The sequence below is a fragment of the Marinobacter sp. F4216 genome (assembly GCF_019931195.1).
GTDB classification, from domain to species: domain Bacteria; phylum Pseudomonadota; class Gammaproteobacteria; order Pseudomonadales; family Oleiphilaceae; genus Marinobacter; species Marinobacter suaedae.
Map to the genome: position 1 here is coordinate 80,409 of NZ_JAIOUO010000007.1, position 24,081 is coordinate 104,489.

The 24,081-nt window shown below is 58.2% G+C and carries 23 protein-coding genes; 9 read left to right on the forward strand and 14 right to left on the reverse strand.

Features of this window, described 5'->3' with window-relative positions; translation table 11 throughout:
• Nucleotides 1-13 precede the first annotated feature (13 nt).
• The gene (locus K8I84_RS14205; protein WP_317848218.1) at nucleotides 14-1,348 is read left to right on the forward strand and encodes a sodium ion-translocating decarboxylase subunit beta; all 1,335 of its coding nucleotides are present in this window, start codon (nucleotides 14-16) and stop codon (nucleotides 1,346-1,348) included.
• 194 nt (nucleotides 1,349-1,542) lie between these two features.
• Here the strand turns inward: K8I84_RS14205 and K8I84_RS14210 are convergent, their stop codons facing one another.
• The 8 genes from K8I84_RS14210 to K8I84_RS14245 form a co-directional block, all read right to left on the reverse strand.
• A complete protein-coding gene (locus K8I84_RS14210) occupies nucleotides 1,543-4,662 on the reverse strand; it encodes an error-prone DNA polymerase (RefSeq protein ID WP_223795442.1) in 3,120 nt (1,039 codons plus the stop codon).
• On the reverse strand, nucleotides 4,662-6,074 hold the full coding sequence (locus K8I84_RS14215; RefSeq protein WP_223795443.1) for a Y-family DNA polymerase: 1,413 nt from the start codon (nucleotides 6,072-6,074) through the stop codon (nucleotides 4,662-4,664). The genes K8I84_RS14210 and K8I84_RS14215 overlap by 1 nt, the downstream gene beginning before the upstream one ends.
• 7 nt (nucleotides 6,075-6,081) lie before the next feature.
• Entirely contained in the window at nucleotides 6,082-6,786 is a 705-nt protein-coding gene (gene imuA / locus K8I84_RS14220) for a translesion DNA synthesis-associated protein ImuA (protein ID WP_223795444.1), read from the reverse strand.
• A 143-nt stretch (nucleotides 6,787-6,929) separates the two neighbouring features.
• Nucleotides 6,930-7,244: a heavy-metal-associated domain-containing protein gene (locus tag K8I84_RS14225; protein ID WP_223795445.1), complete on the reverse strand. Its 315-nt coding sequence runs from the start codon at nucleotides 7,242-7,244 to the stop codon at nucleotides 6,930-6,932.
• 27 nt (nucleotides 7,245-7,271) lie between these two features.
• On the reverse strand, nucleotides 7,272-7,700 hold the full coding sequence (locus K8I84_RS14230) for a hypothetical protein (RefSeq protein WP_223795446.1): 429 nt from the start codon (nucleotides 7,698-7,700) through the stop codon (nucleotides 7,272-7,274).
• Between the two features lie 209 nt (nucleotides 7,701-7,909).
• Nucleotides 7,910-9,397, reverse strand: coding sequence for a cysteine synthase A (gene cysK, locus K8I84_RS14235; protein ID WP_223795447.1), 1,488 nt, complete (start codon nucleotides 9,395-9,397; stop codon nucleotides 7,910-7,912).
• 44 nt (nucleotides 9,398-9,441) lie between these two features.
• Nucleotides 9,442-10,911, reverse strand: coding sequence for a pyridoxal phosphate-dependent decarboxylase family protein (locus K8I84_RS14240; RefSeq protein ID WP_223795448.1), 1,470 nt, complete (start codon nucleotides 10,909-10,911; stop codon nucleotides 9,442-9,444).
• A gap of 83 nt (nucleotides 10,912-10,994) precedes the next feature.
• Nucleotides 10,995-11,372, reverse strand: coding sequence for a DsrE family protein (locus tag K8I84_RS14245; protein WP_223795449.1), 378 nt, complete (start codon nucleotides 11,370-11,372; stop codon nucleotides 10,995-10,997).
• A gap of 164 nt (nucleotides 11,373-11,536) precedes the next feature.
• Between K8I84_RS14245 and K8I84_RS14250 the strand changes: the two genes are divergently transcribed.
• The 3 genes from K8I84_RS14250 to K8I84_RS14260 all read left to right on the forward strand — a co-directional run bounded on the left by K8I84_RS14250 (nucleotide 11,537) and on the right by K8I84_RS14260 (nucleotide 14,223).
• Entirely contained in the window at nucleotides 11,537-13,183 is a 1,647-nt protein-coding gene (locus K8I84_RS14250) for a winged helix-turn-helix domain-containing tetratricopeptide repeat protein (protein WP_223795450.1), read from the forward strand.
• 4 nt (nucleotides 13,184-13,187) lie between these two features.
• The gene (locus K8I84_RS14255; RefSeq protein ID WP_223795451.1) at nucleotides 13,188-13,529 is read left to right on the forward strand and encodes a 4a-hydroxytetrahydrobiopterin dehydratase; all 342 of its coding nucleotides are present in this window, start codon (nucleotides 13,188-13,190) and stop codon (nucleotides 13,527-13,529) included.
• Between the two features lie 277 nt (nucleotides 13,530-13,806).
• On the forward strand, nucleotides 13,807-14,223 hold the full coding sequence (locus K8I84_RS14260; RefSeq protein ID WP_223795452.1) for a GNAT family N-acetyltransferase: 417 nt from the start codon (nucleotides 13,807-13,809) through the stop codon (nucleotides 14,221-14,223).
• A gap of 41 nt (nucleotides 14,224-14,264) precedes the next feature.
• On the opposite strand, the gene K8I84_RS14265 is transcribed toward K8I84_RS14260, so the two are convergent.
• The gene (locus K8I84_RS14265; RefSeq protein WP_223795453.1) at nucleotides 14,265-15,209 is read right to left on the reverse strand and encodes a DMT family transporter; all 945 of its coding nucleotides are present in this window, start codon (nucleotides 15,207-15,209) and stop codon (nucleotides 14,265-14,267) included.
• 280 nt (nucleotides 15,210-15,489) lie between these two features.
• On the opposite strand from K8I84_RS14265, the gene K8I84_RS14270 reads away from it, so the two are divergent.
• Entirely contained in the window at nucleotides 15,490-16,167 is a 678-nt protein-coding gene (locus K8I84_RS14270; RefSeq protein WP_223795454.1) for a YoaK family protein, read from the forward strand.
• A gap of 124 nt (nucleotides 16,168-16,291) precedes the next feature.
• On the opposite strand, the gene K8I84_RS14275 is transcribed toward K8I84_RS14270, so the two are convergent.
• Nucleotides 16,292-17,908 carry an alpha/beta hydrolase gene (locus K8I84_RS14275; protein WP_223795455.1) on the reverse strand — a complete coding sequence of 539 codons (1,617 nt, stop codon included), beginning with the start codon at nucleotides 17,906-17,908 and terminating at the stop codon, nucleotides 16,292-16,294.
• 113 nt (nucleotides 17,909-18,021) lie between these two features.
• Between K8I84_RS14275 and K8I84_RS14280 the strand changes: the two genes are divergently transcribed.
• From K8I84_RS14280 to K8I84_RS14290, 3 genes are all read left to right on the forward strand, one after another.
• Nucleotides 18,022-18,870 carry an alpha/beta fold hydrolase gene (locus K8I84_RS14280; RefSeq protein ID WP_223795456.1) on the forward strand — a complete coding sequence of 283 codons (849 nt, stop codon included), beginning with the start codon at nucleotides 18,022-18,024 and terminating at the stop codon, nucleotides 18,868-18,870.
• A 38-nt stretch (nucleotides 18,871-18,908) separates the two neighbouring features.
• Nucleotides 18,909-19,685 carry a methyltransferase family protein gene (locus K8I84_RS14285; protein ID WP_223795457.1) on the forward strand — a complete coding sequence of 259 codons (777 nt, stop codon included), beginning with the start codon at nucleotides 18,909-18,911 and terminating at the stop codon, nucleotides 19,683-19,685.
• 67 nt (nucleotides 19,686-19,752) lie between these two features.
• Entirely contained in the window at nucleotides 19,753-20,088 is a 336-nt protein-coding gene (locus K8I84_RS14290; RefSeq protein WP_223795458.1) for a TfoX/Sxy family protein, read from the forward strand.
• A gap of 88 nt (nucleotides 20,089-20,176) precedes the next feature.
• Here the strand turns inward: K8I84_RS14290 and K8I84_RS14295 are convergent, their stop codons facing one another.
• The 4 genes from K8I84_RS14295 to K8I84_RS14310 form a co-directional block, all read right to left on the reverse strand.
• Nucleotides 20,177-20,845: a hypothetical protein gene (locus K8I84_RS14295; protein ID WP_223795459.1), complete on the reverse strand. Its 669-nt coding sequence runs from the start codon at nucleotides 20,843-20,845 to the stop codon at nucleotides 20,177-20,179.
• Between the two features lie 247 nt (nucleotides 20,846-21,092).
• The gene (locus K8I84_RS14300) at nucleotides 21,093-21,674 is read right to left on the reverse strand and encodes a DUF2845 domain-containing protein (RefSeq protein ID WP_223795460.1); all 582 of its coding nucleotides are present in this window, start codon (nucleotides 21,672-21,674) and stop codon (nucleotides 21,093-21,095) included.
• Nucleotides 21,675-21,778: 104 nt separating this feature from the next.
• Nucleotides 21,779-22,564, reverse strand: a complete 786-nt coding sequence (locus tag K8I84_RS14305) for an OmpA family protein (protein WP_223795461.1) — start codon at nucleotides 22,562-22,564, stop codon at nucleotides 21,779-21,781.
• Nucleotides 22,565-22,588: 24 nt separating this feature from the next.
• A complete protein-coding gene (locus tag K8I84_RS14310; protein ID WP_223795462.1) occupies nucleotides 22,589-22,966 on the reverse strand; it encodes a DUF4398 domain-containing protein in 378 nt (125 codons plus the stop codon).
• Nucleotides 22,967-23,181: 215 nt separating this feature from the next.
• Here K8I84_RS14310 and yghU point away from each other — a divergent pair, with 215 nt between their 5' ends.
• Nucleotides 23,182-24,066: a glutathione-dependent disulfide-bond oxidoreductase gene (yghU, locus tag K8I84_RS14315; protein ID WP_223795463.1), complete on the forward strand. Its 885-nt coding sequence runs from the start codon at nucleotides 23,182-23,184 to the stop codon at nucleotides 24,064-24,066.
• Nucleotides 24,067-24,081: the final 15 nt, after the last annotated feature.

Here is a 24,081-nt window from a genome sequence, read left to right on the forward strand (position 1 = left end):
GGGCCAGCATTCCATGGAAAAAATGATGACACTCTGGACAGGTAGTGGCCTGTTCAATATAGAGCCGGGCCAGGTGGTGATGATCGCCATCGGCCTTCTCCTGCTGTTCCTCGCGATCCGCAAGGGCTTTGAGCCGTTGCTGCTGGTGCCTATTGGTTTCGGCGGTATTCTGGCGAACATCCCGGAGGCAGGACTAGCCCTGTCTGCGGCGGAAAATGCCATCCACTTCGCGCTGAAAAACGGTACGGCCGAAGCGCTGGTCGCGCTGGCGGCGCCTCTGGATGTGGCTTATCAGGCCGGGCAGGCGGTAACGCCCGAACTGAAAGAAGCCTTCAAGGTGGCTATTAAAGAAGCCAGTCACACCCAGATGGCCCTGGCGAATGCTGCGGCCCAGGACCTCGGCTACGGCAACGGCATGCTGTATAACTTCTACACCGTGGTTATCGGCAGCACCATCGGGCCGCTGCTGATCTTCATGGGTGTAGGCGCGATGACCGACTTCGGTCCGCTGCTGGCCAATCCGAAGACCCTGCTGCTGGGCGCTGCTGCTCAGTTCGGTATCTTCGGCACGGTTATCGGCGCTGCGCTGCTGGACTGGACCGGCGTTCTGGAGTTCACCATTCTGGAAGCGGCGGCTATTGGTATCATCGGTGGTGCTGATGGCCCGACCTCCATCTACGTGTCCAGCGTACTGGCTCCGCATCTGCTGGGTGCGATCGCGGTTTCGGCCTATGCCTACATGGCGCTGGTTCCGATGATTCAGCCGCCGATCATGAAGGCGCTGACTTCTGCGGAAGAGCGGAAGATCAAGATGTCCCAGCTGCGCCCGGTCAGCAAGCGCGAGAAGATTGCGTTCCCGCTGGTGGTTCTGATTGCGGTTGTGCTGTTCCTGCCGGATGCGGCGCCGCTGCTGGGTATGTTCTGCTTCGGTAACCTGATGCGTGAGTGTGGTGTGGTTGAGCGTCTGAGCGATACTGCCCAGAATGCGCTGATCAACATCGTGACCATCTTCCTGGGCCTGTCCGTAGGCTCCAAGCTGATGGCGGACAAGTTCCTGGATGGCCAGACTCTGGGTATCCTGGGCCTGGGTATCGTAGCCTTTGGCGTAGGTACCGCATCGGGTGTTCTGATGGCCAAGTTGATGAACAAGCTCAGTAAAGAGCAGATCAACCCGCTGATCGGTTCTGCCGGTGTATCTGCGGTGCCGATGGCAGCGCGGGTATCCAACAAGGTTGGTCTGGAAGCCAACCCGCAGAACTTCCTGCTGATGCACGCCATGGGCCCGAACGTGGCAGGTGTTATCGGCTCTGCAGTTGCTGCGGGTGTGATGATCAAGCTGTTGGGCTGATCTTTACATCGCAGTACGGAGAACCCCGCCTTTGTGCGGGGTTTTCTTGTTTTGGGGCAGCGAACGTAAATGTTCGGGCGCGTTAGGGGTGTCTGTTCAGGAATGTCTGAGGCCAAGGATGGCCGAAGGCAAGCGCACATGGATGTGCTTGTAGCGTTTCCTGAACAGACACCCCTAACGGGCTTCTCCAGAGATTAGTGAAAATCCCTCGAACTAACCGGAAGTTTTTGAATCAGGTGGCTCAGGTCAGAGAGCTTTCCGGCCATGACATGAACGATGTCTCCCTCACGTTCCAGCACGCCTTTCACATGCAGAAGCCGCGCGGTTAACAATGGCTTGCGTTGGCGACGGGCGGTTTCCAGCCAGACCACGACGTTCACGTTGCCGGTTTCGTCTTCCAGGGTCACGAAGGTAACGCCGGAGGCGGAGCCGGGGCGTTGGCGGCCGGTGACCAGCCCGGCGATCTGAACGGGTACGCCGGCCCGGGTGGATTTGAGCTCTTCGGCGGTGTGGCAGAACTTCAGATGGCCCTGTTCCCGGAGCAGGGCGAGGGGGTGGCGCTGGAGGCTGAGGCCCAGGCTGGCGTAGTCGGCCAGAACGTTCTGGCCTTCGCTGGGTTCTGGCAGCTGCTCGCAATGATCGGGCTGATAGTCTTCGGGGGCTTCCGCCGCGAACAGTTCCGTGGGTTGTTCGTGATCGAGCAGTTGCCAGTAGGCCTGATGTCGGTTGGTGGCGAATGCCGGCATGGCATTGGCGCCAGCCAGCATTTCCATATCTCGCTGGTTGAGGCCAGCGAGTTTTCGTAGTTCACCGGCGGATCGGTAACCTCCTGCAGGCCGTTGCTCGCACAGCCGTTGGGCACCGGCAGAGGAGAGCCCCTGTACCAGTCGAAGCCCCAGCCGTAGGTGTTGGTCCGGGCCTTCCAGGGTGTGGTCCCACTGGCTGTGATTTACATCCATCGGCAGAACACTGACCTGATGTCGCTTGGCATCCTGAACCAGTTGGGATGGGGAGTAGAAGCCCATGGGCTGGCTGTTCAGGAGTGCGCAGTAGAAGGCAGCGGGGTGGTGGCGTTTGATCCAGGCAGACACATACACTAGCAGCGCGAAGCTAGCGGCGTGGGATTCCGGGAAGCCGTACCCGCCGAAACCGCAGATTTGTTGGTATAAACGCTCGGCGAAGTCGGCGTCGTGGCCTCGTTCGAGCATGCCGCTAATCAGTTTTTCCCGGAACGGGGTCAGGTCGCCGTGGGATTTCCAGGCGGCCATGGCCCGGCGGAGCTGGTCGGCTTCCCCGGCAGAGAATCCGGCGGCCACCATGGCCAGTTTTATCACCTGTTCCTGAAAGATCGGCACACCAAGGGTGCGTTCCAGCACTTTGCGGATGGCGTCGTTGGGGTAGCTGACTGGCTCCAGGCCGTGCTTGCGGCGCAGGTACGGGTGCACCATGTCGCCCTGGATGGGGCCGGGCCGGACAATGGCCACTTCGATCACCAGGTCGTAATAGGTTTCCGGTTTCAGCCGGGGCAGCATGTTGATCTGGGCGCGGGATTCCACCTGGAATACGCCGATGCTATCGCCGGTTTGCAGCATGGCGTAGGTGGCCGGGTCTTCCTCCGGGATGTCCTGCATCCGGAACGGCTCGCCCTTGCGTTCGCTGATCAGAGCCAGTGCTTTGCGAATGGCGGACAGCATACCCAGCGCCAGCACATCCACTTTCATTAAACCAAGGCTTTCCAGGTCGTCCTTATCCCACTGGATGACGGTCCGGTCGGCCATGGCGGCGTTTTCCACCGGCACCAGTTCCGCCAGTGGCCCGGCGCTGATGACAAAGCCGCCCACGTGCTGGGACAGGTGGCGCGGGAAACCCAGCAAGGTGTTCACCAGGGTAAAGAACTGGTCCGCCACTCTGGGGTTGCGGGTCAGGCGTTTGTCGAGGATCTGCTGGCGCCAGTTGGTGGATTTGTCCCGCCAGTCGATGCCTTCCAGCAATTGCTCCACCTGTGCCGGATCAAAGCCCAGTGCCTTGCCCACATCGCGAATGGCGCTGCGCGGGCGGTAGCGGATCACGGTGGCGGCGAGAGCGGCCCGCTCGCGGGAGTAGCGCTGGTAGATGTACTGGATGACTTCTTCCCGGCGTTCGTGCTCGAAGTCCACGTCGATATCGGGCGGTTCGTTGCGATCCTTGGAGATGAAACGTTCGAACAGCAGTTCCACGCGGGCCGGGTTTACTTCGGTAATGCCCAGGCAGTAGCACACGGCGGAATTGGCAGCGGAGCCGCGGCCCTGGCACAGGATGCCCCGGTTGCGGGCAAAGGCGACAATGTCGTGGATGGTGAGGAAGTAGTGTTCGTACTCCATCTCCGAAATCAGTTCCAGCTCCTTGCGAATCAGGGCCTGTACAGTGAGGGGCGTGCCGCCTGGGTAGCGCCGGCGTTCGCCTTCGCGAGTCAGGCGTTTCAGGTAGCCGGCGGGGGTTTCGCCTTCCGGTACCAGATCGGGCGGGTATTCGTAGCGCAGGCTGCCGGGCTCGAAGGTGCACTGATCGGCGATTTTCAGGCTCTGTTCCAGCCAGGCATCCGGAAATAATCGCTGAATGACAGGCAGCGGCCGAAGGTAGCGTTCGGCATTCTGGAACAGGCAATGGCCCGCGTGCTCGACGGTGGTGTGATGGTGCAGGGCAGTGAGCACATCCTGCAGGGGCTGGCGTTCCCGGCTGTGCATGTGGACATCGCCGGTGGCGGTAATCGGGCAGCGCAGTTGATCGGCGAGCCAGCGGATACGGGACAGCTTCTGTTCTTCGCCGGATTCCAGCGTGCGGGTGGCCGCCAGCCATAACCGGTGCTCGAACAGGCGCAATAACCATTCACCGCAGGCCAGCGCCTGATCGGCACTGGCTTCCGCCGGTGCCGGTGGGTTCCACAGGCACAGGCAGTCGTCCAGGGTGTGGGTTTCGATGTCCCGAAAAAACAGCTGGTACTGACCCTTTTCAGCCCGGCGTCGACCGGTGGTGATCAGCTGGCATAATTGACCATAGCCCCTGCGGGTGCGGGCCAGCAGCACGAACCGGGGTATGCAGGCCTCCGGCGGGGCATCGTCCAGTTCAAAGTGGCTGCCGGTGATGAGCTGTACCGGACTGTCCTTCAGGGCGGCCCAGGCCCGGGGGATGCCGGCCACGGAGCAGGCATCGGTGATTGCCAGTGCCCGGTAGCCCAGCCCAGCGGCACGCTCAGCCAGTTCATGAGGATGAGACGCACCGGTTAAAAAGCTGAAATTGCTGACACAGGTGAGTTCGGCGTAGCCCGGTCGCTCCATCAGCCAAACCACCCGTGTATGTACCAGCCGCCTTGAGTATCCCGGAATACCCAGGCCAACTGGCCGCTATCGAGCTGGGCAATGTAGTAGTCCCGAAGTACTCGCTGGCCATCCCACCAGCCGCCACTGATGCGTTCCGGGCCTGCAAACCACGCCTGTGGGGGTGAGGTCAGCGGTTGTGGTCCTTGCAGCAGCCACAGCGGGCGGCGGGGCAAACCGGTTGTTTCGGTGGGCTGGTGCTTGCGCGCCAGGCTTGCGGCACTCCAGGCCCGCTCCGGGCGGTGGTCAGCCTGTGGAGCCAGCTGGCTCAGGGCAGATTCGCCGAGCCGGGCCTGAAGCCGACTCATCAGGGTGTGCCAGGCTTCGTTCAGATCCTGGGTTTCGCCCAGCAGGTCCCGTTCGGTGGGGGCTTCGCGACCGAGAAACCGTTTCACTGACAGCTGTAGGGACAGCACCGGAGCCCGGAGAGGGTGCCGTTCCAGCCTCAGGCGAATCAGATTCAGGAAGGCTTCGGCCCGGTGTTCCGGCCCGGAGGTTCGGATTCGCAGGCGGGTGGGTTCCTCATGCCGGTGCTGAAGCGTCAGGAACAGGGTATCGGTTTCCTGCTGGCGCCAGCACAGGTCGTCTTCCAGATCGGACAGGATACGCTGAAGCGGGAAAAGCAGCCCCTGAGTCTGTTCGATTTCCCGTGCGAAGTCCGCCTGTTGCCGGAACTGGTGGGGTGGCTGCCAGTCCGGTTGGGGGTCGGGCCGGGAGCCGAGGATCTTCTGCACACGCGCCAGAGTTTCCGGCGACAGCCGCCGGGCCAGTTCCGCCGGTGGCAGGTCAAACACTTGCTGAAGGCGATCCAGTCCCAGACGCTGCAGGCGGGTGCAGGTGCGCTCATCGAACTCCGCCACTTGCAGGGGCAGCTGACCAAGGGTGCGCAGAATGTGGTCCCGGTCGGCGTTGCATTCGCCCTTGCCGGTGCGGGCAATCAGTCTGGCCGCCAGGGGGGTATGCCCGAGCCCGCTCCAGGCGGTGAGTTGATGTTCATCCAGAGCCTGCTCCACGGTTTGCCACACAGCTGGCAGACCGCCGTAAAGCCGTTGCAGGCTGCCGACTTCGGCCAGTAATCCATTCGGTGGTCTGGGCACCACATGGGCAGCGTACCGGTACAGCCAGCGAGCCTGCCCTTCCAGAATCCGGGCCTGCTGTTGATCATCGGCCTGTACGATGGCCAATTCCGGCGCCAGCGTGATGGCGGTTTTCAGGCGCATGCCGACCTGTACACCCAGTTCCCGGGCTTCCGGGCAGGCCTGGAGGACGGTTTGTCCGGAGCCGTCGACAATCACCAGTGCGCCAGAGTCCTCCCGGGCACGCCGGATGTGATCCAGCAACAGGTGCGGAAAGTGCAGGTACAGCCAGATCATGACGAGGTTACCGGTTGGCGGCGGTTCCTGGCCCCTGTCGCCAGGGCCCCCGGATGATGCGAGGTGTTTCCTGGCTGGCCAGGTCTGCCCGGTGCCCCATGCTGAGCGAACAGCGCTGGCCGGGCCAGCTACCACGGCGCTTCACAATATTCACTTTCAGTGCCTGATGATCGCCGGGGGTCAGCTCAAGGCGCAGGGCGGCGGGAGAGTTCTGCTCTGCGTGGTGGCGTTCCCGAAACAGTACACACACATTGCTGCCAGCTTCGGCAGCCAGTTGCAGGCGCCGGATATCCCGGGCGGCCAGCTTATCGGGCCAGGCCATGACCAGACCGGTGACCGGTGAGCGCAGGCAGTTTTCCAGTGTCCACAGGAAATCGCCCTGGTTGTCGGTGTGCACCATCACAACCTGATCCAGGTTCACGCCTTCCCGTGCCAGAGCCGGGGCATAGGGGGTGTGCGGTGGGTTGATCCAGAACACGGTTTTTCCGCGATGGGACAGCCGCTGCATCAGTGGCAGCAACAGGTGCAGTTCACCAATACCGGGGGCATCCAGCAGGCATTCGCTGAGTGCACCGGTGGGCCAGCCGAGTCCGCCCAGTTGGTTGTCCAGGCGCTGGTAGCCGGTTGACTCGGCGGGTTGGTGTGTGGCGGTGTGACGGTGCCCCTGCCAGACACGGGCATCCCGCATCAGGGTGTTTAGCAGTTCGCTCATGGGAGTCTCTCAAAATACTGTTTAAATATACAGTATTCTGAAAGGGGCATGATTTCAAGTTAAACGGCGGGGTGTTTCGGAGAGCGTTTGGTTAAATCGCCGGTGATTGGGAAACCACCGGCGAAGGCATCAGGCGGGAGCGTTTATTGCTGGATTTCAGAGTGGAAACCAACGTCTTTGCGAATGGCCTGCATGAAATCTTTGGGGCCGCTTTGTGAGGCATCGTAGTAAACAATGGCGGTTTTTGTGTCCAGAGAAGCTTTGACGCTTTCCACTCCCGGAACATTGGCGACGGCAGCTTCCACCAGTGCCGGGCAGGCGGGGGTGGACATGTCATCAATTCGCAGGGTGGTGGATTGCGCTGTACTCTGTGTTTCATCAGCATGGGCCTTAGGCGGCATGGCGGCGATATGAACCAGAGCGCCCATCAGGGTCAGAATCAGAAGGGTGGTTTTCATGGCGGGTCTCCTTCGTTTGTTATGGGCTCAGGCCAGTGCAGGCAGAACCATGTATTCGATCAGGTTGATGGCAACCGCCAGGGCCACAGCAAACCAGAACAGCCCCTGGGTCAGGCGAGAAGTCGTGCCCTGGCAACGGCTGCGGCGAAGGGCCCGGTAGCTGATGGCCAGAAGGGCAACCGTCATGATGGTGGCGGGCACCTGCAGGTAGGTGTAGCGGGTCAGGAAACCTAGCCCGCCGATGCCCACACTCAGGGCAATCCAGGGAATCAGGCAGGCGGCCGCGGTCACCAGGGTAGATGCCATGGCCATCACGGCAGTGGTGGCGGCAAAACGCATGGTGGTGTCTTCGGTGCGACGGGGCATGTAATCGTCCGGCCGTTCCTGAATCCAGGAAAAGTGGCCAGCGACGTGCTCCAGTGGTGGGTAATAGAGTTGTGATTTTTGGGTATACATGGCGTTGTTCTCCGTTGTTGTGTCCGATCAGTTGGAACAGTTTCAGGTTAAAACGATGAGCCTTTGAGAACTTGGCGGTTCTCTGGTTTAAATCGGGTGATGATTGGGAGATTTCGGGCGGAGTGTTGTTAGGGCTTATGAAATCCTGGTCCGAAGGGGGTGCATAAAAAAAGGGGCTCGAATGAGCCCCTTTTTTACCTGTCTGATCATTAACGAGGGTGCAGCCAGCCCGGCAGCATGGTGTACGGGTCCACCTGGATCTCCGGGTTGAAGGGGATGTGCTGGGTTTCCAGCTTGGGTTGAAGGGATCCGTCCTTGAGCTGGTCGAAGATATCGGTACAGCCGCCAATAAACTCTCCGTTGATGAAGATCAGGGGCAGTGTGGCCCAGCCGGTTTTCTCTTTGAGTACCGCCCGGATCTTGCCGCCCCGGTTACCCTCCTGATACACCACGGAATCTAGGTCCACGGATTTATATTCAATCCCGTATTTCTGGAAGACTTTACGCACCGACCAGCAGAACTCACACCATTCCAGCGCGAACATCACGATGGGGCTGCTGGGGTCATTGATCAGGGCTTCCACTTCCTCCACCGCTTCCGGGTCCAGCTCAACCGGCTTTTCCTTGGGCTCCGGAGCCTGGGGTGTGTTGACGTCGAACCGGAAGCCTGGGGTGGACTGAGACAACGCCATTTCTTCATCGGTCATCTCAACGGCCACATCCTCAAACAATGGTGTGGTCAGGTAGCGTTCGCCGGTATCCGGCAGCATGCACAAGATATTCGAGCCTTTCGGTGCATTGCGGGCTACCTGCAGCGCACCGGCAAAGGTGGCGCCAGAGGAAATACCGACGAAAATGCCTTCCTTGCAGGCAAGATCCCGGGCGCATTGAAGGGAGTCGCTACCGGCGATGGGCAGGAATTCGTCAATGTTATGGGCCTGCATGACTTCTTCGGCCAGTTTGGGCACAAAGTCTGGTGACCATCCTTGCATCAGGTGCGGGCGAAATAGGGGGTGGCTTTCCGAGTGATTGCCGTCAGCGGCTCTGGGCTGTGCAATGCCGCTGGCCAGGATGGCGGAGTTGTCTGGCTCGCAGACCACCACTCGAGTATTCGGGCTTTCGCGTTTCAGAACCCGGGATACACCGTTCAGGGTGCCAGCGGTCCCGAAGCCAGTGACCCAGTAATCCAGCCCGACATCCGCGAAATCCTCCAGAATTTCCACTGCTGTGGTGCGTTCGTGGGTGTCGGCATTGGCCGGGTTTTCGAACTGGCGGGGCTGCCACCAGCCATGCTCTTTGGCCAGTTCCTGGGCCTTGGATACCATACCGGATCCTTTCAGGGACGCAGGTGTGAGCACGACTTTTGCGCCCAGAAAACGCATCAGCTTGCGCCGTTCCACACTGAAATTTTCCGCCATGGTGACTACCAGGGGGTAGCCCTTCTGGGCGCAGACCATAGCCAGGCCAATGCCGGTGTTGCCACTGGTGGCTTCCACAATGGTTTGTCCGGGCTTGAGTTCGCCCCGGCGCTCGGCGTCTTCGATGACACCCAGTGCCAAACGATCCTTCACCGAGCCCATAGGATTGAAGGCTTCAACTTTCACATAGAGGTTGACGCCTTCCGGCGCAAGGTTGTTGATCCTGACCACCGGAGTGTGCCCGATGGTGTCCAAAATGCTGTTGTAGCGTGTACCCATGATGTTTCTCCTTCGCTGCTTCGTCTGGATGCGTGCCCGGACGTTTATCGTTGTTCAGCGATTTTATTCGTCGTTGTGGTTAAATATTGACCGGCTGATAGTGCTTCGTCCACCAGTTCGTCAGCTTCTTTCATCGTGGTTCGAGCGCCCACAAAGCAGGGGCGAATGGCCAGGATGCCGTTGACCACGGTGGTGCTTGGAATGGCGTTACCCCGCTGCACCATCCTGCGGTGAATCTTTCGGTTCAGTTCGTTAAGGTCAGGTTCGTTTTCATCGATGTAGCGAAATCCAATAATCGAGAGCGTGGGCGCTGATACCAGCTCCAGATTCGGGTGGGCCTGGACGCGTTCGGCCACATGCCGGGCCATGTCGTTATGCCGGCAAATGCGTTCGCGCATGCCTTCCAAACCGATTTCCCGGATCAGTGCCCACACCACCGTGCCACGGGCCGGGGCCGACAGCTCCACCCCCATATCCGCATAGGGGATGCCCAGGTTGTCCATGGAGTGGGTGATGCCTTCTCCGATCAGGGAGCCCTCCAGATACGTGGCCGCCTCCTGTGTGAAGGCCCGGTTCAGCAGTTCCCGGTCCCGCACATAGGTTGCGCCGATGCCAACGGGGGCACCTAACCATTTGTGAGGGTCCACAATCGTTGAATCGGCCAGTTCCAGACCGTCGTACAGCGGGGCGACCCTGGGGTCCAGAATGCCGGGCAGGCCGTAGGCACCGTCCACATGGAACCAGAGCCCATGGGCCTTCGCGATGTCACCAATGACCCGTAGCGGGTCGATGGCACCACGATTGGTACTGCCGGCATTGGCGACCACGGCCACCGGGAGGCGGTCGCTTTGCTGGTCTTCCCGGAGCCGTTGCTTCAGGGCGTCCGGTCGCATGCGGCCCTGATCGTCTGTCGCGACCTTGCAGACAGATTGCCTTCCCATCCCCAGCACAGCTGCTGCCCGCTGAACCGAATGATGACATTCGGCGGAGGCATAGATCCGGCAGGGGCGGGACACGCCATCCCGGGCAGGATCGATACCAATGGCCTCAAAGGCCGCCTGGCGGGCCCCGCCCAATGCGACCAGGTTAGCCACCGAGCCGCCGCTGCTGTAGACCCCCTTCATATCAGCCGGCAGGTCAAACATTCGGGCCATCCAGTCCAGCGACACTTCTTCCAACAGATTGAAGGCGGTGAGTCCCATGCGCTGGGGTGATGCGATGGCGCCAGCCAGGGTCGCTAGTGCGCCCATGGTGGTGGCACCGGTGGTGATGAATGACGTACAGCCGGGGCGGGGAATCTGGGAACCATTGGGGATGACCCATTCGCTCAATTCCGACAGCACACCGGCGGCACCCACACCCTGTTCCGGTAAGGGCCGGTCAAGAGCGCCGCGCCATGTTTCCGGGTGGCGCATGGCATCCGGTGACTCGAACTTGAGGTAGGCATCGAGCTGCTGTCCCAATAAGGCGGACAGTTCAGAAAGGTTGCCACACTCGGCCTGGTCTATGTTCATGACGATGGCTCTCCCGTGGATTGGACATAGGGATATCGGCAAGGTTTCCGGAGGGCGGCCAGGCCGGCTGCCCTCAAGAATAGTCAAGCCAGCATCATTCCGCCCGTGGCCAGGTACTCCATGGTACGGGGGGCACCGGCCACTTCGACCCCCTCAATCAGATCCTGCTCGGCAATACCTTTTGTTTTCAGGCATACGGGGCAGATCCAGATCTGACCGTTGTTGCCCTGATACTGGGTCACCAGGTTGGCGATGGGCTCGTGGCCTTCGGCAGCCAGACCATCCATCGCGCCCCTGACGAACAGATCGGCGGCATCGGCGGTGATGAACATCGCGGTTTCGTGGGTCTTGGAGGCCGTGGTGGCCAGAATGAAGGCAATGGTGGCCCGCTCCAGATTGTTGGCTCCGTCCTGGCAGTTCACAAGGTACTTGGGGGCGATTTGAGTTTGTTGGGTGGTCATGATCGTTCTCCGTTGTTGGCTAAGTGCGCTGTTGTGTTTGCGACGTTGACCATCTTATGCCTGCGCTACGCACCAAGCTTGGCGGTAACCGGATTTAAATCTGGAGAAAACGTGGAGATTGCCATAACCTCATTGGCAGAGACGGGAATGCTTGGGCCTGGCTTATGCGCTACAGGTTTGACGACTACGAACTCGACACCGACCGCTTTGAACTGAGTCAGGGTGGGCTAGCGCTCGCGACCGAACCGCAAGTGATTGAACTGCTGGTGATGCTGGTCCAGAACCGGCATCGCATGGTGAGCAAGGAAGAAATCAACGAAACGGTATGGCGGGGACGGATTGTCTCCGACGCCGCACTCAGCAGCCGCATCAAGATCGCCCGTAAGCTGCTACAGGATGACGGGCGCACCCAGCGCTACATTAAAACCATCCATAAGAAGGGGTTTCGCTTCGTTGCGCCGGTTGAGGAAGTAGACGACGCGGAAGAAACGCCCGGGCCAGAGGCCGGACCCGATGAAGTGCCTCCCGAGCCGCTCATGTCCGACCCCGCCGGCCCATCGACGGTGTCTGTGCCGGCGTCCCACAGTGCCAAGCCCGCTGTCGCGGTGCTGCCATTCAGCAATCTCTCCAGCAGCCCGGACCAGGAATACTTCTCGGATGGGATCACTACCGACATTATCTCCAACCTGTCCAAGCATCGCTGGCTGGATGTTGTCGCCCGGAACACATCCTTCGGCTATAAGGGCAAGGCTGTCAACCTGCAGGAATTGGGCAGGCAACTGCACGTGGATTACGCGGTCGAGGGCAGCGTGCAAAAGGCAGGAGACCGGGTTCGGGTAAACGTTCACCTGACCGACTGCCACAGCGGCCACACCCTGTGGTCTGACCGGTACAACCGCCAGATTGCTGATATCTTCGAACTTCAGGACGACATCACCGAAACCATCGCTGCACGGCTGGAGCCTGAAATTGGCTACGCCGAACGCAACCGGCTGGTGCATAACCGGCCGGCTAATCTTCAGGCGTGGGATTGTTACCATCTGGGGGTGTATCACTTCTTCCGGTTTACTGGCGACGACAACAAAGAAGCGCAGCGACTGCTCAAAAGGAGTCAGGAGCTGGACCCATACTTTGGCGAAGCCTTTGCCTGGTGGGCTTATGCGGTCATCCTGGGAATGGTGTACTGGGACACCTCGCCTACCCAGCCACTGCTGGACGATGCCCTGAAGGCCTGCGACCAGGCCGTTTCCCTGGTTCCAAACAACGCCACCTTTCATGCCCTGAAGGCCCGGATTCTGCTGGCGCGCCGGGAATACGACGGCGCCATCGCCGAGAACCGCATCGCCATTGACCTCAACCCCACGTTTGCCGCAGCCTTTTGCGGCCTTGGCGATTCGCTGGCCTACGAAGCCCGATACGACGAAGCGCTGGACAACTTCCGCAAGTCCATTGCTTTGAGTCCCAATGACCCCCAGATGTGGGCCTTCCTGACCTACGGTGCCCTGGCCATGATTTTCAAAGGGGATTACCAAACTGCGGTGGAATGGACCGAACGGGCTGCAACCATCCCCAACTGCCAGTACTGGACCACCGCCCACCGTGCCGTGGCCCAGGCTCATATGGGGCGATTGGACGATGCCGCCAGAGCCCGGGACCAGCTTTTGCTTGAGCACCCCGGATTTTCGGTGGCGTTTGCGAAAGAGAAACTCTTCTACCTGAAAGAGCGCAATCAGATTGCCCACTACCTGGAAGGGCTGCGGCTGGCGGGGGTTCCCGAGACACGCGCGGATTCAGCTAACCCAAGAGGATAACGCTATGACTGACCTGGCCCGGCAACCCTGTGTGGCCTGTGGCAAGACGGCTTCCAGAGTCACGGAAGGCGAAAAGCATCGGTTGCACGAAAAACTGCCCGGATGGCAGATCCTCGAGGCGAAGGGGCATGAAAAACTCTACAAGGAGTTCGATTTCAAGAATTTCGCCCAGGCACTGGCGTTCATCAACCGGGTAGGGGCGGTGGCAGAAGAAGAAAACCATCATCCGGATATTCAACTGGGTTGGGGCAAGGCTACCGTCAGCTGGTGGACGCACTCCATTGGTGGCCTGCATCAGAATGACTTCGTCATGGCGGCACGGACGGATGAGGCGTTTGACGGTTAATACGGCCTTCGCGGAATCAAATGGGGAGCCCAAAGACAATTGTCGAAAAACTCCGCTAAATGAGGTGACTCGATACAGCTAATGGTCTGTATTAAGCGTCAGATTAGTGGTTCTGAGAAAGTCCGTTTGCCGGTGGATTTTGCTGAAAAAACATAAAGGATATTCCCTCGAGCTCGTGGGCAGTATGAAAAAAAATAACCAGGCACTTAAGCTGATCGGTACTACGTTGCACGAGGTATCGACAGCTTGGCCCAAGCGTTAATTAGTCAAGGATACTATGGCGATCCAATTCAAAGTGAATGAACCGATCACTGCAGACCAGTTTATTGAGCTCCTGGAAAACTCGACTCTTGGAGAGCGGCGACCAATCCATGACCGAGCCTGCATGGAGGGGATGATTCGCAATTCCAACCTGGTCGTGACGGCGTGGGATGGGTCTTTACTGGTTGGCATCGCCCGAAGCGTTACGGATTTTCACTACGCCTGCTATCTATCGGATCTGGCCGTCGACAAGAACTACCAGGCGTCGGGAATTGGTAAGCGTCTGCAGTCACTGACACAGGATCAGCTAGGTCGGTTATGCAAGTTGATTCTGATCTCGGCCCCGGCAGCGAGTGCTTATTATGGGAGCCTTGGCTATAAACATAATGAGCGGTGCTGGGTATTGGAACCGGGGGAATATCTGGGCGATTAACACGCAGCTAAAATGCGTTATGGCCACGAAAGGCGTGGCCTTCACCGACCAGCGACGGCTTCACAGGATCCACTACCATCACCCTTGTCTGATTCTCCGCTGTCTATCAGTTCGGCAACCAGCATACCTGCCAGGATAAAGAGCCCACCTATCCAGGCCAGGGCACTGAGGGATTCGCCTAACAACAGAACGCCACCGACCGCAGCAAAGAGGGGCTCTGTGGTAAAGATGAGCGCGACCCGCCAGGATTCAAGAAATTTTTGACCGATGGTTTGAGCCACATACGCCAAGCCGGTTCCTAGAACCCCTCCAATCAGGATGGCAACCCAGGGCTGCCAGTGCGGATCAAAAATGAGGGTGTTGGCTGCATCACTCAGAGCTGGGCTCTCAACGGCGACGGCTGATCCGGCACTGAGTACGGTAACGGTAATAAGTTGAATTTGTGCCAGGGACAGCGCATCGCTTTCCCTTGTATAGATACCGGTGTAGACAATATGCAACGCAAAAGACAGGGCGCAAACCAGGACCCATAACTCACCGATTCCGAACCCCGAGACGCCACCGGTCAGAAAAAAAGTACCCAGCGTTGCGGAGCCAACACCGAGCCAAACCCAGTAGCGCATTTTCTGACGTAACCAAAGGGCGGCAATAATCGGCACCATCACGCAGTTCAAACCAGTGATAAAGCCGGCATTGCTGGCGGTAGTGTACTGCAGACCGATGCTTTGAGTTGCGAAGCCCGCATAGAGCAGGGCGCCTAACACAACGCCATGTTTCAGCGTGTCAGAATTGGCCAGCAAAGTCAGGCGAGTTCCTCGCCATGCACACCACAGCTGTAGGGTGATGACCGCGATAAAAAAGCGAACTGCGTTGAACAGGTGCGGTGTCAGGCTGTCGAGCGCCTGGTGCACCAATGAAAACTCAATGCCCCAGACGAAACTGACGAACAGTAACATCCATGCCCAGAAATGCGCTGTTTTGTCCATAAGATACTTAACGGGTGTTCAGAATATGAAACGGGGTGGGGAAGATAGCATGTCAAAGTCTGTCTGGCGAGCATGAGTTGGCGGGAGGGGCGTGGCGCCTTGGGTCGTTTGGTTCTCCGGGCTCACTCTTTATCATTTGAATCAGTATGGGGGTAGCGACATGCGGGAATTCACCCGATGATTAGCGGATCGTACCGGGCAGTACGTCGCTGATGCGCTTCGTTTTCCAAGTGTGTTCTACTACGCCAATAGAGCGACACTTATTACCAGGGCCAGGCTGTTGATATCAAAACTCCCAAAATGGATTGAATACGGTGCGTTTATTCTGGCTTTTGTCGCTGGGTGCATCAATGCCATCGGGCTTCTGGGGTTTGATCACCAGTCGGTGTCCCATCTTTCCGGTACTGCAACGCTGCTTGGAACAAGCTTCCTGGATGGGCCCATTCAGAGCTCGCTTAATTTCGCCGGTGTGTTGTTCGCATTCTTCGTAGGATCGGCCATTTCGGGATTCCTGTTGCCCGGTGCCACGTTAAAACTGGGGCGGCATTACGATACGGCACTGGTGGTGGAGTCCCTGCTCATATTCGTCGCTTTGTACCTGTTATCGAAAGGGTCGTTTTATGGCCACTATGCGGCTTCGGCGGCCTGCGGTATCCAGAATGCCCTGGCCACCACGTACAGCGGGGCGGTGGTTCGCACGACCCACCTCACGGGTATCTTCACCGATTTGGGGGTCATGTTTGGCTCTGTTCTGAGGGGCGAAGCGTTCGACAAACGAAAGGCCATTCTGTTCACGCTGATTATCGCGGGCTTTGTTATTGGCGGTTTTTTTGGCGCGTACCTGTTCGGCCAGTTCTATTTCCAGGCGCTGCTCGTGCCTGGCATTATTTGCCTCGCCTTGGCTGCTTGCTACCGCGGCTACTCCATTCAATACGCCAGAAAAGCGGGCCTCCCATGAGGACTGAACCCATCCCCACGACCTTTCGTTCAATCAATTCATCCGGGAGCCGAAAACGTGATGGGCTCTTTTGTGTTCTCGAGGGAGCAGTCTGATCAGGCTGTAACCCGGCTCGATGTGCCGGCTAGGATTCAGGGTATCGCCGGCCAAACTCTTTGACGGCTTCAATCACTGCCTGCCGATTATCCGCCCAGAACCAGTGATCCCGCCCTTCGATTTCCATGTAGACGGCTTGTTCAAGGTGCCGGGCCAGATACCGACCGTTCTCGATCCGCATCATCCGGTCCTTGTTCTTCTGAATGATCAGCGTAGGTTGTTTGATCTCTGGCAGGAGGTCCCTCACATCGATATGCCGGTCCGCCTCGAGGACGCTGCGCACGGAACCCGGGCTTGCCGACATACGAATACACTTGGACCACCACCGGACCATCTGCTCATCGGCACCCACCGTCGGTGCAAAGTGCTCCAGATTGTTGGCTTTGCCCCAGTTGTTCTCGAGGAATTCGATCCAGCGATCATAGGCTTCATCGGGAATCGCGTAAGGATAGTCCTCAGATTTCACCCACTTTGGTGAGGTTCCGTAAAGGATGAGGCGGGAGATCCTGTCCGGGTGTCTGTGGGCGCAGGTAATCGCAGTGGGGCCACCTTCGGAGAATCCGAATAACGTAGCGGTTGCCACGCCGGCATGGTCAAGGACATGGATGATGTCGTCGGCCATATCCTCCAGCGACGCCGGCTCGGCCACGCGATCCGACAACCCCATGCCCCGCTTGTCGAACAGAATCACGGTGAAGTCTTCGCTCAGTGCCAAGAACAGACTTTCAAGTGATGGCAGATCCGTCAACTGGTCCAGATGGGAAACAAAGCCCCAGACCACCACCAGGGCAGGCTTGCCGGAGCTGATGGACTTGTAGGCGATGTGTACGCTCTGATTTCTGGCGTAGGCCACGTCAGACATCTGCACATCGTGTTCAGAAACCTCGAAAGTTTGCCGCGCCGGGGCAGGCTCCCCGTTACGAATGCTCTGGGCCAGTGATCTCAGTTCTTTACCTGGCTGGATGCCGAGCTCTTCGTCCAGTACGTCGGCGAGTCGCTGGTAGAGCGACAGCGCGTGCTCCGCCTTGTCTTCAAGCCAGGCTTGCCGAATCAGCGCGGCATACGCGTGCTCGTACAGAGGATCAACCGCAAACATCCGCTCGCAAAGCCGCTGGAGATGCTCAGACTGTTGGTGAGATTCGGCACGGCGAATCATCCGTTCCAGCAGGGCGTGAAAGGTTCGGGATGTGCTTTCCCGCTGAATGTAAAGCCATTCGTCAAAGGTGTCGCACCCGGCCAGATAGAAACCTTCCATGAATTGGGCCTGCCAGTGGTCAAGAGTCTTTTTGTCCAGATCCGGCAGTACCGGTTCGGCCAACGCCATTTCCATCGCAGATAAATCGGTGATCAGGGGAAACTGCTCGTGGATGCCCAGACTGTCTCCATTCAGTTGGGCCCAATTGTGCCCGAGTACTCTATTGAGGTCGGACACCACACTGCGCAGGTTCATCCGTGAATTCTGGTCATCCTGATCCGGCCAGAACAGGCAGGCGAGGGTATCGCGGGAACACATCCGGTTGGACAGCGTGAGATAACAGAGTAAAGCCAGTGATTTCTTGCGCTTGAGGCGCACGACCTCCGAGCCCTGTTGCAGGGATGGTGCGCCCAATACGTTGAGCTGCCAGATGCTGTTTTTCTGACCCATCATCGTCCTTATTGATTTTTTTCTGAGCCCTTCCTGGCTGCCACGTTTCTGCCACGCCCCTGAAGATACTGATCGTGCAGTTCACCAGAAACCAGCCTCCGGAGGAGCCCATCATGTCTTCTGAACATACCCTTACTATTAACCAACAGCTGTTCCATTACCACGAAACCGCAGAGGGCGAGCCCGTGGTCATGCTGCACTGCAGCGGCGGTGACCATCGCCAATGGAAGGGCATGGAGCACTATCTCACTCAGCATCGGTTCATCACACCTGACTTTGCCGGCTATGGACGTTCCGTGCCTTTCACTCCATGGCGTGGCGATGACAACCCTGATTTGCGGATGGTCACGCAGATTCTGGAAGGGCTTGATCAACCCTGCCACCTGGTTGGCCACTCCTATGGGGGCGGCAAGGCCCTTCAGGCCGCGATCCGGGTTCCCTGGCAGGTAAAGACCCTGACCCTGATCGATCCGGCTGCCATCCGTGTTCTGAACAAACCAGATGGCCACTCGGCATCCTTTCGGGAGTTTTGTTCGATCGGTGATGCTATTACCCAGTATATGCGTTCTGGCGCCTGCTCCTCGGCCGCCAAGCAGTTCTTTGGATTCTGGCAGGGGCTGGATGATCAGTTTGAGTCGGCAGTTCCCGTTCAGCCAGAGCAAATCGCCTGCATGAAGAAGATCTTTCATGAGTTCAGCGAATTGATGCTGCCCGATTACAGTGCCCGGGACATGGCGTCACTGACTATGCCGGTTCATCTGATCAAGGGTGAGCGTACCAAACCAATTGTCCATGACGTGATCGATGATCTGGTCAGCCGCGTTGCCGTCACCCGGCAAACCATCGTTCCCGGAGCGGGGCATCTTCTGCCCCTGACTCATCGTGCTCCAACGTTCCAGGCAGTTTCTGATTTCATCTCAACCCACTCAGTGCCAGACCCTGTCTGTGTCGACGCGGCATAACCCAGTGGACAACAAGATCTAATTCGGGGGATACAACCATGAAAAAAATCATCGCAATCGTGTTCTCAGTGTTCAGTTATAGCGTCGGCATGGCCGCGATACTGGGGCTTATGGCGTTCCTGGTGAATGCCTGCCCGCTGTTCTCCATCGACACGGGAACCCAGTTCTTTCTGCCCTGGCTAAGCAATGCGTTGCTGATCGGTCTGTTTGCACTGCAACACAGCGTTATGGCCCGAAAAGGGTTCAAGACCTGGCTGACCCGTTCCGTCCCGGCCCATGTTGAACGGAGTGTTTATGTGCTTGCATCCGGTATCACGTTGATCGTGATCATGCTGGCCTGGCAACCCATGGGTGGAATGCTGTGGCAGGTCGAAACACCGGCCGCAAAAGTGGGCCTGTACGCCCTGTATGGCCTGGGTTGGGGCATTCTGTTTCTCTCCACCTTCCTGATTGACCACTGGTCACTGTTCGGTCTCAAGCAAGCCTTTGCCAACCTTAAGGAAGACGGGCAACACGCGCTCGTGCCCCGGTTTGTCACACCATTCCTCTATAAACTGGTTCGCCATCCCATGATGACTGGTGTATTGATTCTGGTGTGGGCGAGTCCGACCATGACCCTCGGCCATGCGTACTTCGCGCTGCTGATGACGTTGTACATCCTGTTCGGAACCCGGCTTGAAGAAAAAGACCTGGTCGAGGAGTTCGGGGGCACTTACAAAGAGTACCAGGCAAGTGTGCCCAAACTACTGCCCACTGTTCGCTCGAAATCAAAAGCTGTTAAGGGTTCCGGTGTGCGAACCGCCGTGGAGAGCTAGACTAATCTGCAGGTCGCCCCGCCCGGGGTGGCCTTTTCCAACTGGATGCAATTGCGAGACCCAACCCATGGCGTACGACGAAGGCCTGGCGGAACGAGTCAGGGACATGCTGAACGGCAAGGCAGAGTTGGCTGAGAAGAAGATGTTCGGCGGGCTCTGTTTCATGGTGTCTGGCCACATGTGCTGCGGCATTCTTGGAGACACCCTGATGGCCCGCGTGGGGCCGGAACAGTACAAAGCGTGCCTCCGTAAACCTTACGCCAGCGAAATGGACTTCACCGGCCGGCCCATGAAGGGGCTGCTGTATGTGCGGGCAGAGGGTGTCGCCGAAGATGTAGACTTGTCTGTCTGGCTCGACCGTTGCCTGGACTTTGTGCATTCCCTGCCCGACAAGCAGCGCTAGGTCTGGTTCCGGCCCGCTCCCTGAATAGAGCGAACCGGGTACGGCAGGTCAGGAATGCCGCCTTCCCGACCTACCCGGTTTCGTCGTCTCAATTCGCCCGGCGTGATTGCCGGGCACACCAACCGCTGAGTGCAAGCAGCCCGATCAGCATCAGGTAAAGGCTGGATGGGCCTGAGACAGAGACGAGGTCTCGAGTTGGCCCCGGAGCGACCTGAATGTCGGTAATTTCACCTTCGAGACCGTAAAGAACGACTTCATCGCTTACTGACGCCAGGTCAATGGCGGTGGAAAAAGTGCCCCCCAGGAAGTCGGCGATCGGAAAATCAGCGGGACCGAGGGAGAACGGTGTGCCGGAAAATTCGAAATCCAGAGTGACTACATCTGGCCCGAAACCGCCCGTTGGAACCTCGTCCAGATAGGAAAGGGCATTGTCACTGAAGTCCAGGTAATGGAAAGCACCACCAGCGCCGGCGTAGCTAAGGCCCTGGGTGTTGAATTCCCAGGACAGGACTTCCCCCAATCCTTCCCCGCCAGCACCGCTTCGGAAAAGTTCTGGGTCAAAGACAATCTGTCCGTTCATAGTGACGTCACCACTCGTGATCAGGGAACTGTCATCCCCAACCAAAGGGGCAGAGGGATCATAATCTCCCGTGTTGATGACGATGTTGGTGGTGACTCCCGAGAACAGATAGGTGATGGGCGCACTCCAGCAAAAACTGCTGAAAACCGAGGCGGCAATCAAGGTAGCAACGCGCATAACTAAGATCCCTTTAGGTTATAGGAATTGTTCTTTGGCTACTGCACTCTTTATGCCGTGATGTAGATCACACTTTAAATTTAGCGATTTATCTTTTTGGGGTCGGAGATCGATGTATAGGAAGCTGACAGGGCTCACTGGTGAAACCGTCGATAAAAAGCACAGACTGCTTTGTAGATCGGAGCGGTTGGTTCTTACCTGGTTTTCCTCTTGATCAGATAGAGCACTTGCTTCACTGCCCAAGCCATTACTCGGGCCGGGACTCAACGTCGACGACGAGGCCATTCTCAAGCGTGACGACCTGTGGGAACTGGTTGCTCGAGAAATCGTAGAGCCAGTGCTGCACATAGACCGGTTGCAGAACCTGCCATGTTTCGGTGCGTTTGCGCTGGGTGGGCAGGGCCCACTCAACCCGTTTGGAGGCCGGTTCACCGCATCGGGCGACCAGTTCGTATTCGTTGGTGGTGTGTCTCAGGGTGCTTGGACTGCAGCGGGCCTTCGAGGGAGTGTGGAACCCATAACCAAGGTTGTCGATGCGGGTCAGTTTGCCATTTCGAAACGTCAGTTTGCGGATGAACCGTTGGGGGCCGGGATTGTAATACCAGTGCTCTTCGGTCTGAACCACGCCAAGACCAGGTACGGCGGCTGTCGGGTAGATGGCCACGTAATCCGGTTTGCCGCACAGCTTTTCCACCTCGTAGGGCCAGGCGTCCTCGCTGACCAGAGAGGTGCCGCATCTCAGTGCCGCATGGTTTGCTTCTGAAAAACTGACGAGCAACAGCGTGAGTAGCAGAAGGGGAAAGCTTCGGGTAGCGCCTGTCGGTTTCATCGGGAACCTGGGGGGCGAGGGGACGCAGTAGCCCTGTTTGGCCTTTGGGGAGCAGATTCATCGGTGCCTTCATTGAGCGAAGGCACCGATGTTTCCTGTCTCCGTCAGCGGCCCTTGATCACCCCGTTCTGGTCAGAGATAACCACCTCTACCCGCCGATTCTGTTGACGGCCTGAACTGGTGTCGTTACTGGCCTTCGGGTAGGCCTCACCGTAGCCCTCGACTTCGATTCGGCTGCTGGAGATGCCTTCACTCAGCAGTGCCTCGTAGACCGACATGGCCCTGCGTTCAGAAAGGCGCTGGTTGAAGGCCTCGTCGCCGGTACTGTCGGTATAACCCTCAATGCGCACCCTGCGTTCCTCATACTGCTTCATGAAGCCGGCAAGCTGGTCGATGGTTCTCTGGGCAGAGGGTTTGAGGTCTGCCTTGCCCACGTCAAACAGCACATCGCCCAAGGTCAGCACCATGCCGCGCTCTGTCTGCTCCGCTTGCATGGCGGCCATCTGGGCGCGTAGATCGGCTGCTTCCTGAGTCTTCATGTTTAGCATGATCTGATTGCGCCGTTCTTCGGCCTCGCTGACATCTTCCTCCAAGGCGGCGCGTAATCCTTGTTGTTGGGCGATTTCGGCGTGCCTCAGAGCGAGATAGGAAGCATGTTCAATCTCTTCTATGTCCGCATCTTCTTCAAGCAACATCTCAGCTTTTTCCAGCTGTGTTTTGGAGCTGCGTAACTGGGCTGCGCCACTTCGAGCAACGTCGGGATCCTGCTCAATGGCAAGATAGGCGGACCTAGCTTCATCGAGTGTCTGGTTATACGGGGGGGTGCTCGAACAGCCTGCGAACAAGGTTGCCAGCCCAAGCGCGATCACAATGGAAAGTAGTCGATTCATTCTTTTGATCTCCTTGCTTCGCCTCTATTGGGATTCCGTTTCGAGCTGGTTTTGCAGGGACTCGATGTTCTTGTTGATTTCATCCATGGCCGACTGGGCTTTTTCCGCCTCTGAGCGAGCGGCAGCTAGCTGGGCGTCCACGGTAGCTTCCTCTAACAGCAGTCGGGCCTGCTCGTATTCCTCTCGTTCAATCAGGTTACGGGCATCGGCCACTTTGTTCTGCGCTTGATTGAGTAGGACGGGGTCGTACTGCCGGGCATCGGCTGCTTCTGCCTGTTGAACGGATGACTCTGCAATTTTCAGTTCGCTGTCGGGTTTCGGCCCTGGTCCTGCACAGGCCAGAAGGGTGGCGGAGAGGGAAACAACAAACAGGATCCGCCCTGATCGGTAGTGCTGCTTCATAGTGAACTCCCTTGTCTACAGTGGGTCCCTTGGGCGGGACGGAGCGAGCAAGTTTGTTACGTTTTGTTAAAGCGCTCGGACTAACTATAGCAGTGGATTTCAAACACGAGATTGAAGCGTGGGTGATTGGTCTTAACCGCGTGTGGCCGCGTACCATTGGCGAGAATTGCCAATACCTTCTGACCAACGTATCGCCAGAAGAAGGGAGCGAATTAATGAGCGAGCAACCCAGCTATACCCCGCCCAGAGTCTGGACCTGGGAGAAAGAAAGCGGGGGTGAGTTTGCGAAGATCAACCGGCCGGTTGCCGGGGCCACTCATGAAAAGGAATTGCCTGTTGGCGAGCATCCGCTGCAATTGTATTCACTGGCGACCCCGAATGGCGTGAAAGTTACCGTCATGCTGGAGGAGTTACTGGCGCTGGGCATCAAGGGCGCAGAGTACGACGCCTATCCAATAAGGATTACGGAAGGCGATCAGTTTTGCAGTGGCTTCGTAGGCGTGAATCCCAACTCGAAGATTCCCGCCTTGGTGGACCGCAGTGAGAATCCGCCGGTTCGTGTCTTTGAGTCGGGCTCCATCCTGCTGTACCTGGCCGAAAAGTTTGACGCCTTCCTGCCAGCCGATCGGGCCCGCCGGACAGAAGCCATGAACTGGTTGTTCTGGCAGATGGGCAGTGGTCCCATGCTGGGGGGTGGTTTCGGGCACTTTTACAACTACGCGCCTGAAAAACTGGAGTACCCGATTGACCGGTTCACCATGGAAGTGAAGCGTCAGTTGGACGTTCTGGACAAGCAACTGGCTGAGCAGCCGTTTGTGGCTGGTGATGAATATACCATTGCAGACATGGCGATCTGGCCCTGGTATGGGATTCTGGTCCGCGGGGCGTTGTATGGCGCAGCGGAGTTTTTGCAGGTGCACACCTACGAGAACGTCTGCCGATGGGCGGATCAGATTGCTCTCAGGCCAGCCGTCCAGCGGGGACGAATGGTGAACCGAACCTGGGGAGACCCGGAAGAGCAACTACACGAGCGCCATGACGCCAGTGACTTCGAAACCAAAACCCAGGACAAGCTGGCCGCTGTTCTTGGGCACTCCTGAGGCGAGTGTGCGCAG

Coding starts and splice junctions, on each gene's coding strand:
- K8I84_RS14265 (WP_223795453.1), bottom strand. CDS start 15,209: ATGGACAAAACAGCGCATTTCTGGGCATGGATGTTACTGTTCGTCAGT.
- K8I84_RS14205 (WP_317848218.1), top strand. CDS start 14: ATGGAAAAAATGATGACACTCTGGACAGGTAGTGGCCTGTTCAATATA.
- K8I84_RS14285 (WP_223795457.1), top strand. CDS start 18,909: ATGAAAAAAATCATCGCAATCGTGTTCTCAGTGTTCAGTTATAGCGTC.
- K8I84_RS14240 (WP_223795448.1), bottom strand. CDS start 10,911: ATGAACATAGACCAGGCCGAGTGTGGCAACCTTTCTGAACTGTCCGCC.
- K8I84_RS14280 (WP_223795456.1), top strand. CDS start 18,022: ATGTCTTCTGAACATACCCTTACTATTAACCAACAGCTGTTCCATTAC.
- K8I84_RS14295 (WP_223795459.1), bottom strand. CDS start 20,845: ATGCGCGTTGCTACCTTGATTGCCGCCTCGGTTTTCAGCAGTTTTTGC.
- K8I84_RS14250 (WP_223795450.1), top strand. CDS start 11,537: ATGCGCTACAGGTTTGACGACTACGAACTCGACACCGACCGCTTTGAA.
- yghU (WP_223795463.1), top strand. CDS start 23,182: ATGAGCGAGCAACCCAGCTATACCCCGCCCAGAGTCTGGACCTGGGAG.
- K8I84_RS14230 (WP_223795446.1), bottom strand. CDS start 7,700: ATGTATACCCAAAAATCACAACTCTATTACCCACCACTGGAGCACGTC.
- K8I84_RS14300 (WP_223795460.1), bottom strand. CDS start 21,674: ATGAAACCGACAGGCGCTACCCGAAGCTTTCCCCTTCTGCTACTCACG.
- K8I84_RS14210 (WP_223795442.1), bottom strand. CDS start 4,662: ATGGAGCGACCGGGCTACGCCGAACTCACCTGTGTCAGCAATTTCAGC.
- cysK (WP_223795447.1), bottom strand. CDS start 9,397: ATGGGTACACGCTACAACAGCATTTTGGACACCATCGGGCACACTCCG.
- K8I84_RS14290 (WP_223795458.1), top strand. CDS start 19,753: ATGGCGTACGACGAAGGCCTGGCGGAACGAGTCAGGGACATGCTGAAC.
- K8I84_RS14275 (WP_223795455.1), bottom strand. CDS start 17,908: ATGGGTCAGAAAAACAGCATCTGGCAGCTCAACGTATTGGGCGCACCA.
- K8I84_RS14305 (WP_223795461.1), bottom strand. CDS start 22,564: ATGAATCGACTACTTTCCATTGTGATCGCGCTTGGGCTGGCAACCTTG.
- K8I84_RS14225 (WP_223795445.1), bottom strand. CDS start 7,244: ATGAAAACCACCCTTCTGATTCTGACCCTGATGGGCGCTCTGGTTCAT.
- imuA (WP_223795444.1), bottom strand. CDS start 6,786: ATGAGCGAACTGCTAAACACCCTGATGCGGGATGCCCGTGTCTGGCAG.
- K8I84_RS14260 (WP_223795452.1), top strand. CDS start 13,807: ATGGCGATCCAATTCAAAGTGAATGAACCGATCACTGCAGACCAGTTT.
- K8I84_RS14245 (WP_223795449.1), bottom strand. CDS start 11,372: ATGACCACCCAACAAACTCAAATCGCCCCCAAGTACCTTGTGAACTGC.
- K8I84_RS14310 (WP_223795462.1), bottom strand. CDS start 22,966: ATGAAGCAGCACTACCGATCAGGGCGGATCCTGTTTGTTGTTTCCCTC.
- K8I84_RS14255 (WP_223795451.1), top strand. CDS start 13,188: ATGACTGACCTGGCCCGGCAACCCTGTGTGGCCTGTGGCAAGACGGCT.
- K8I84_RS14215 (WP_223795443.1), bottom strand. CDS start 6,074: ATGATCTGGCTGTACCTGCACTTTCCGCACCTGTTGCTGGATCACATC.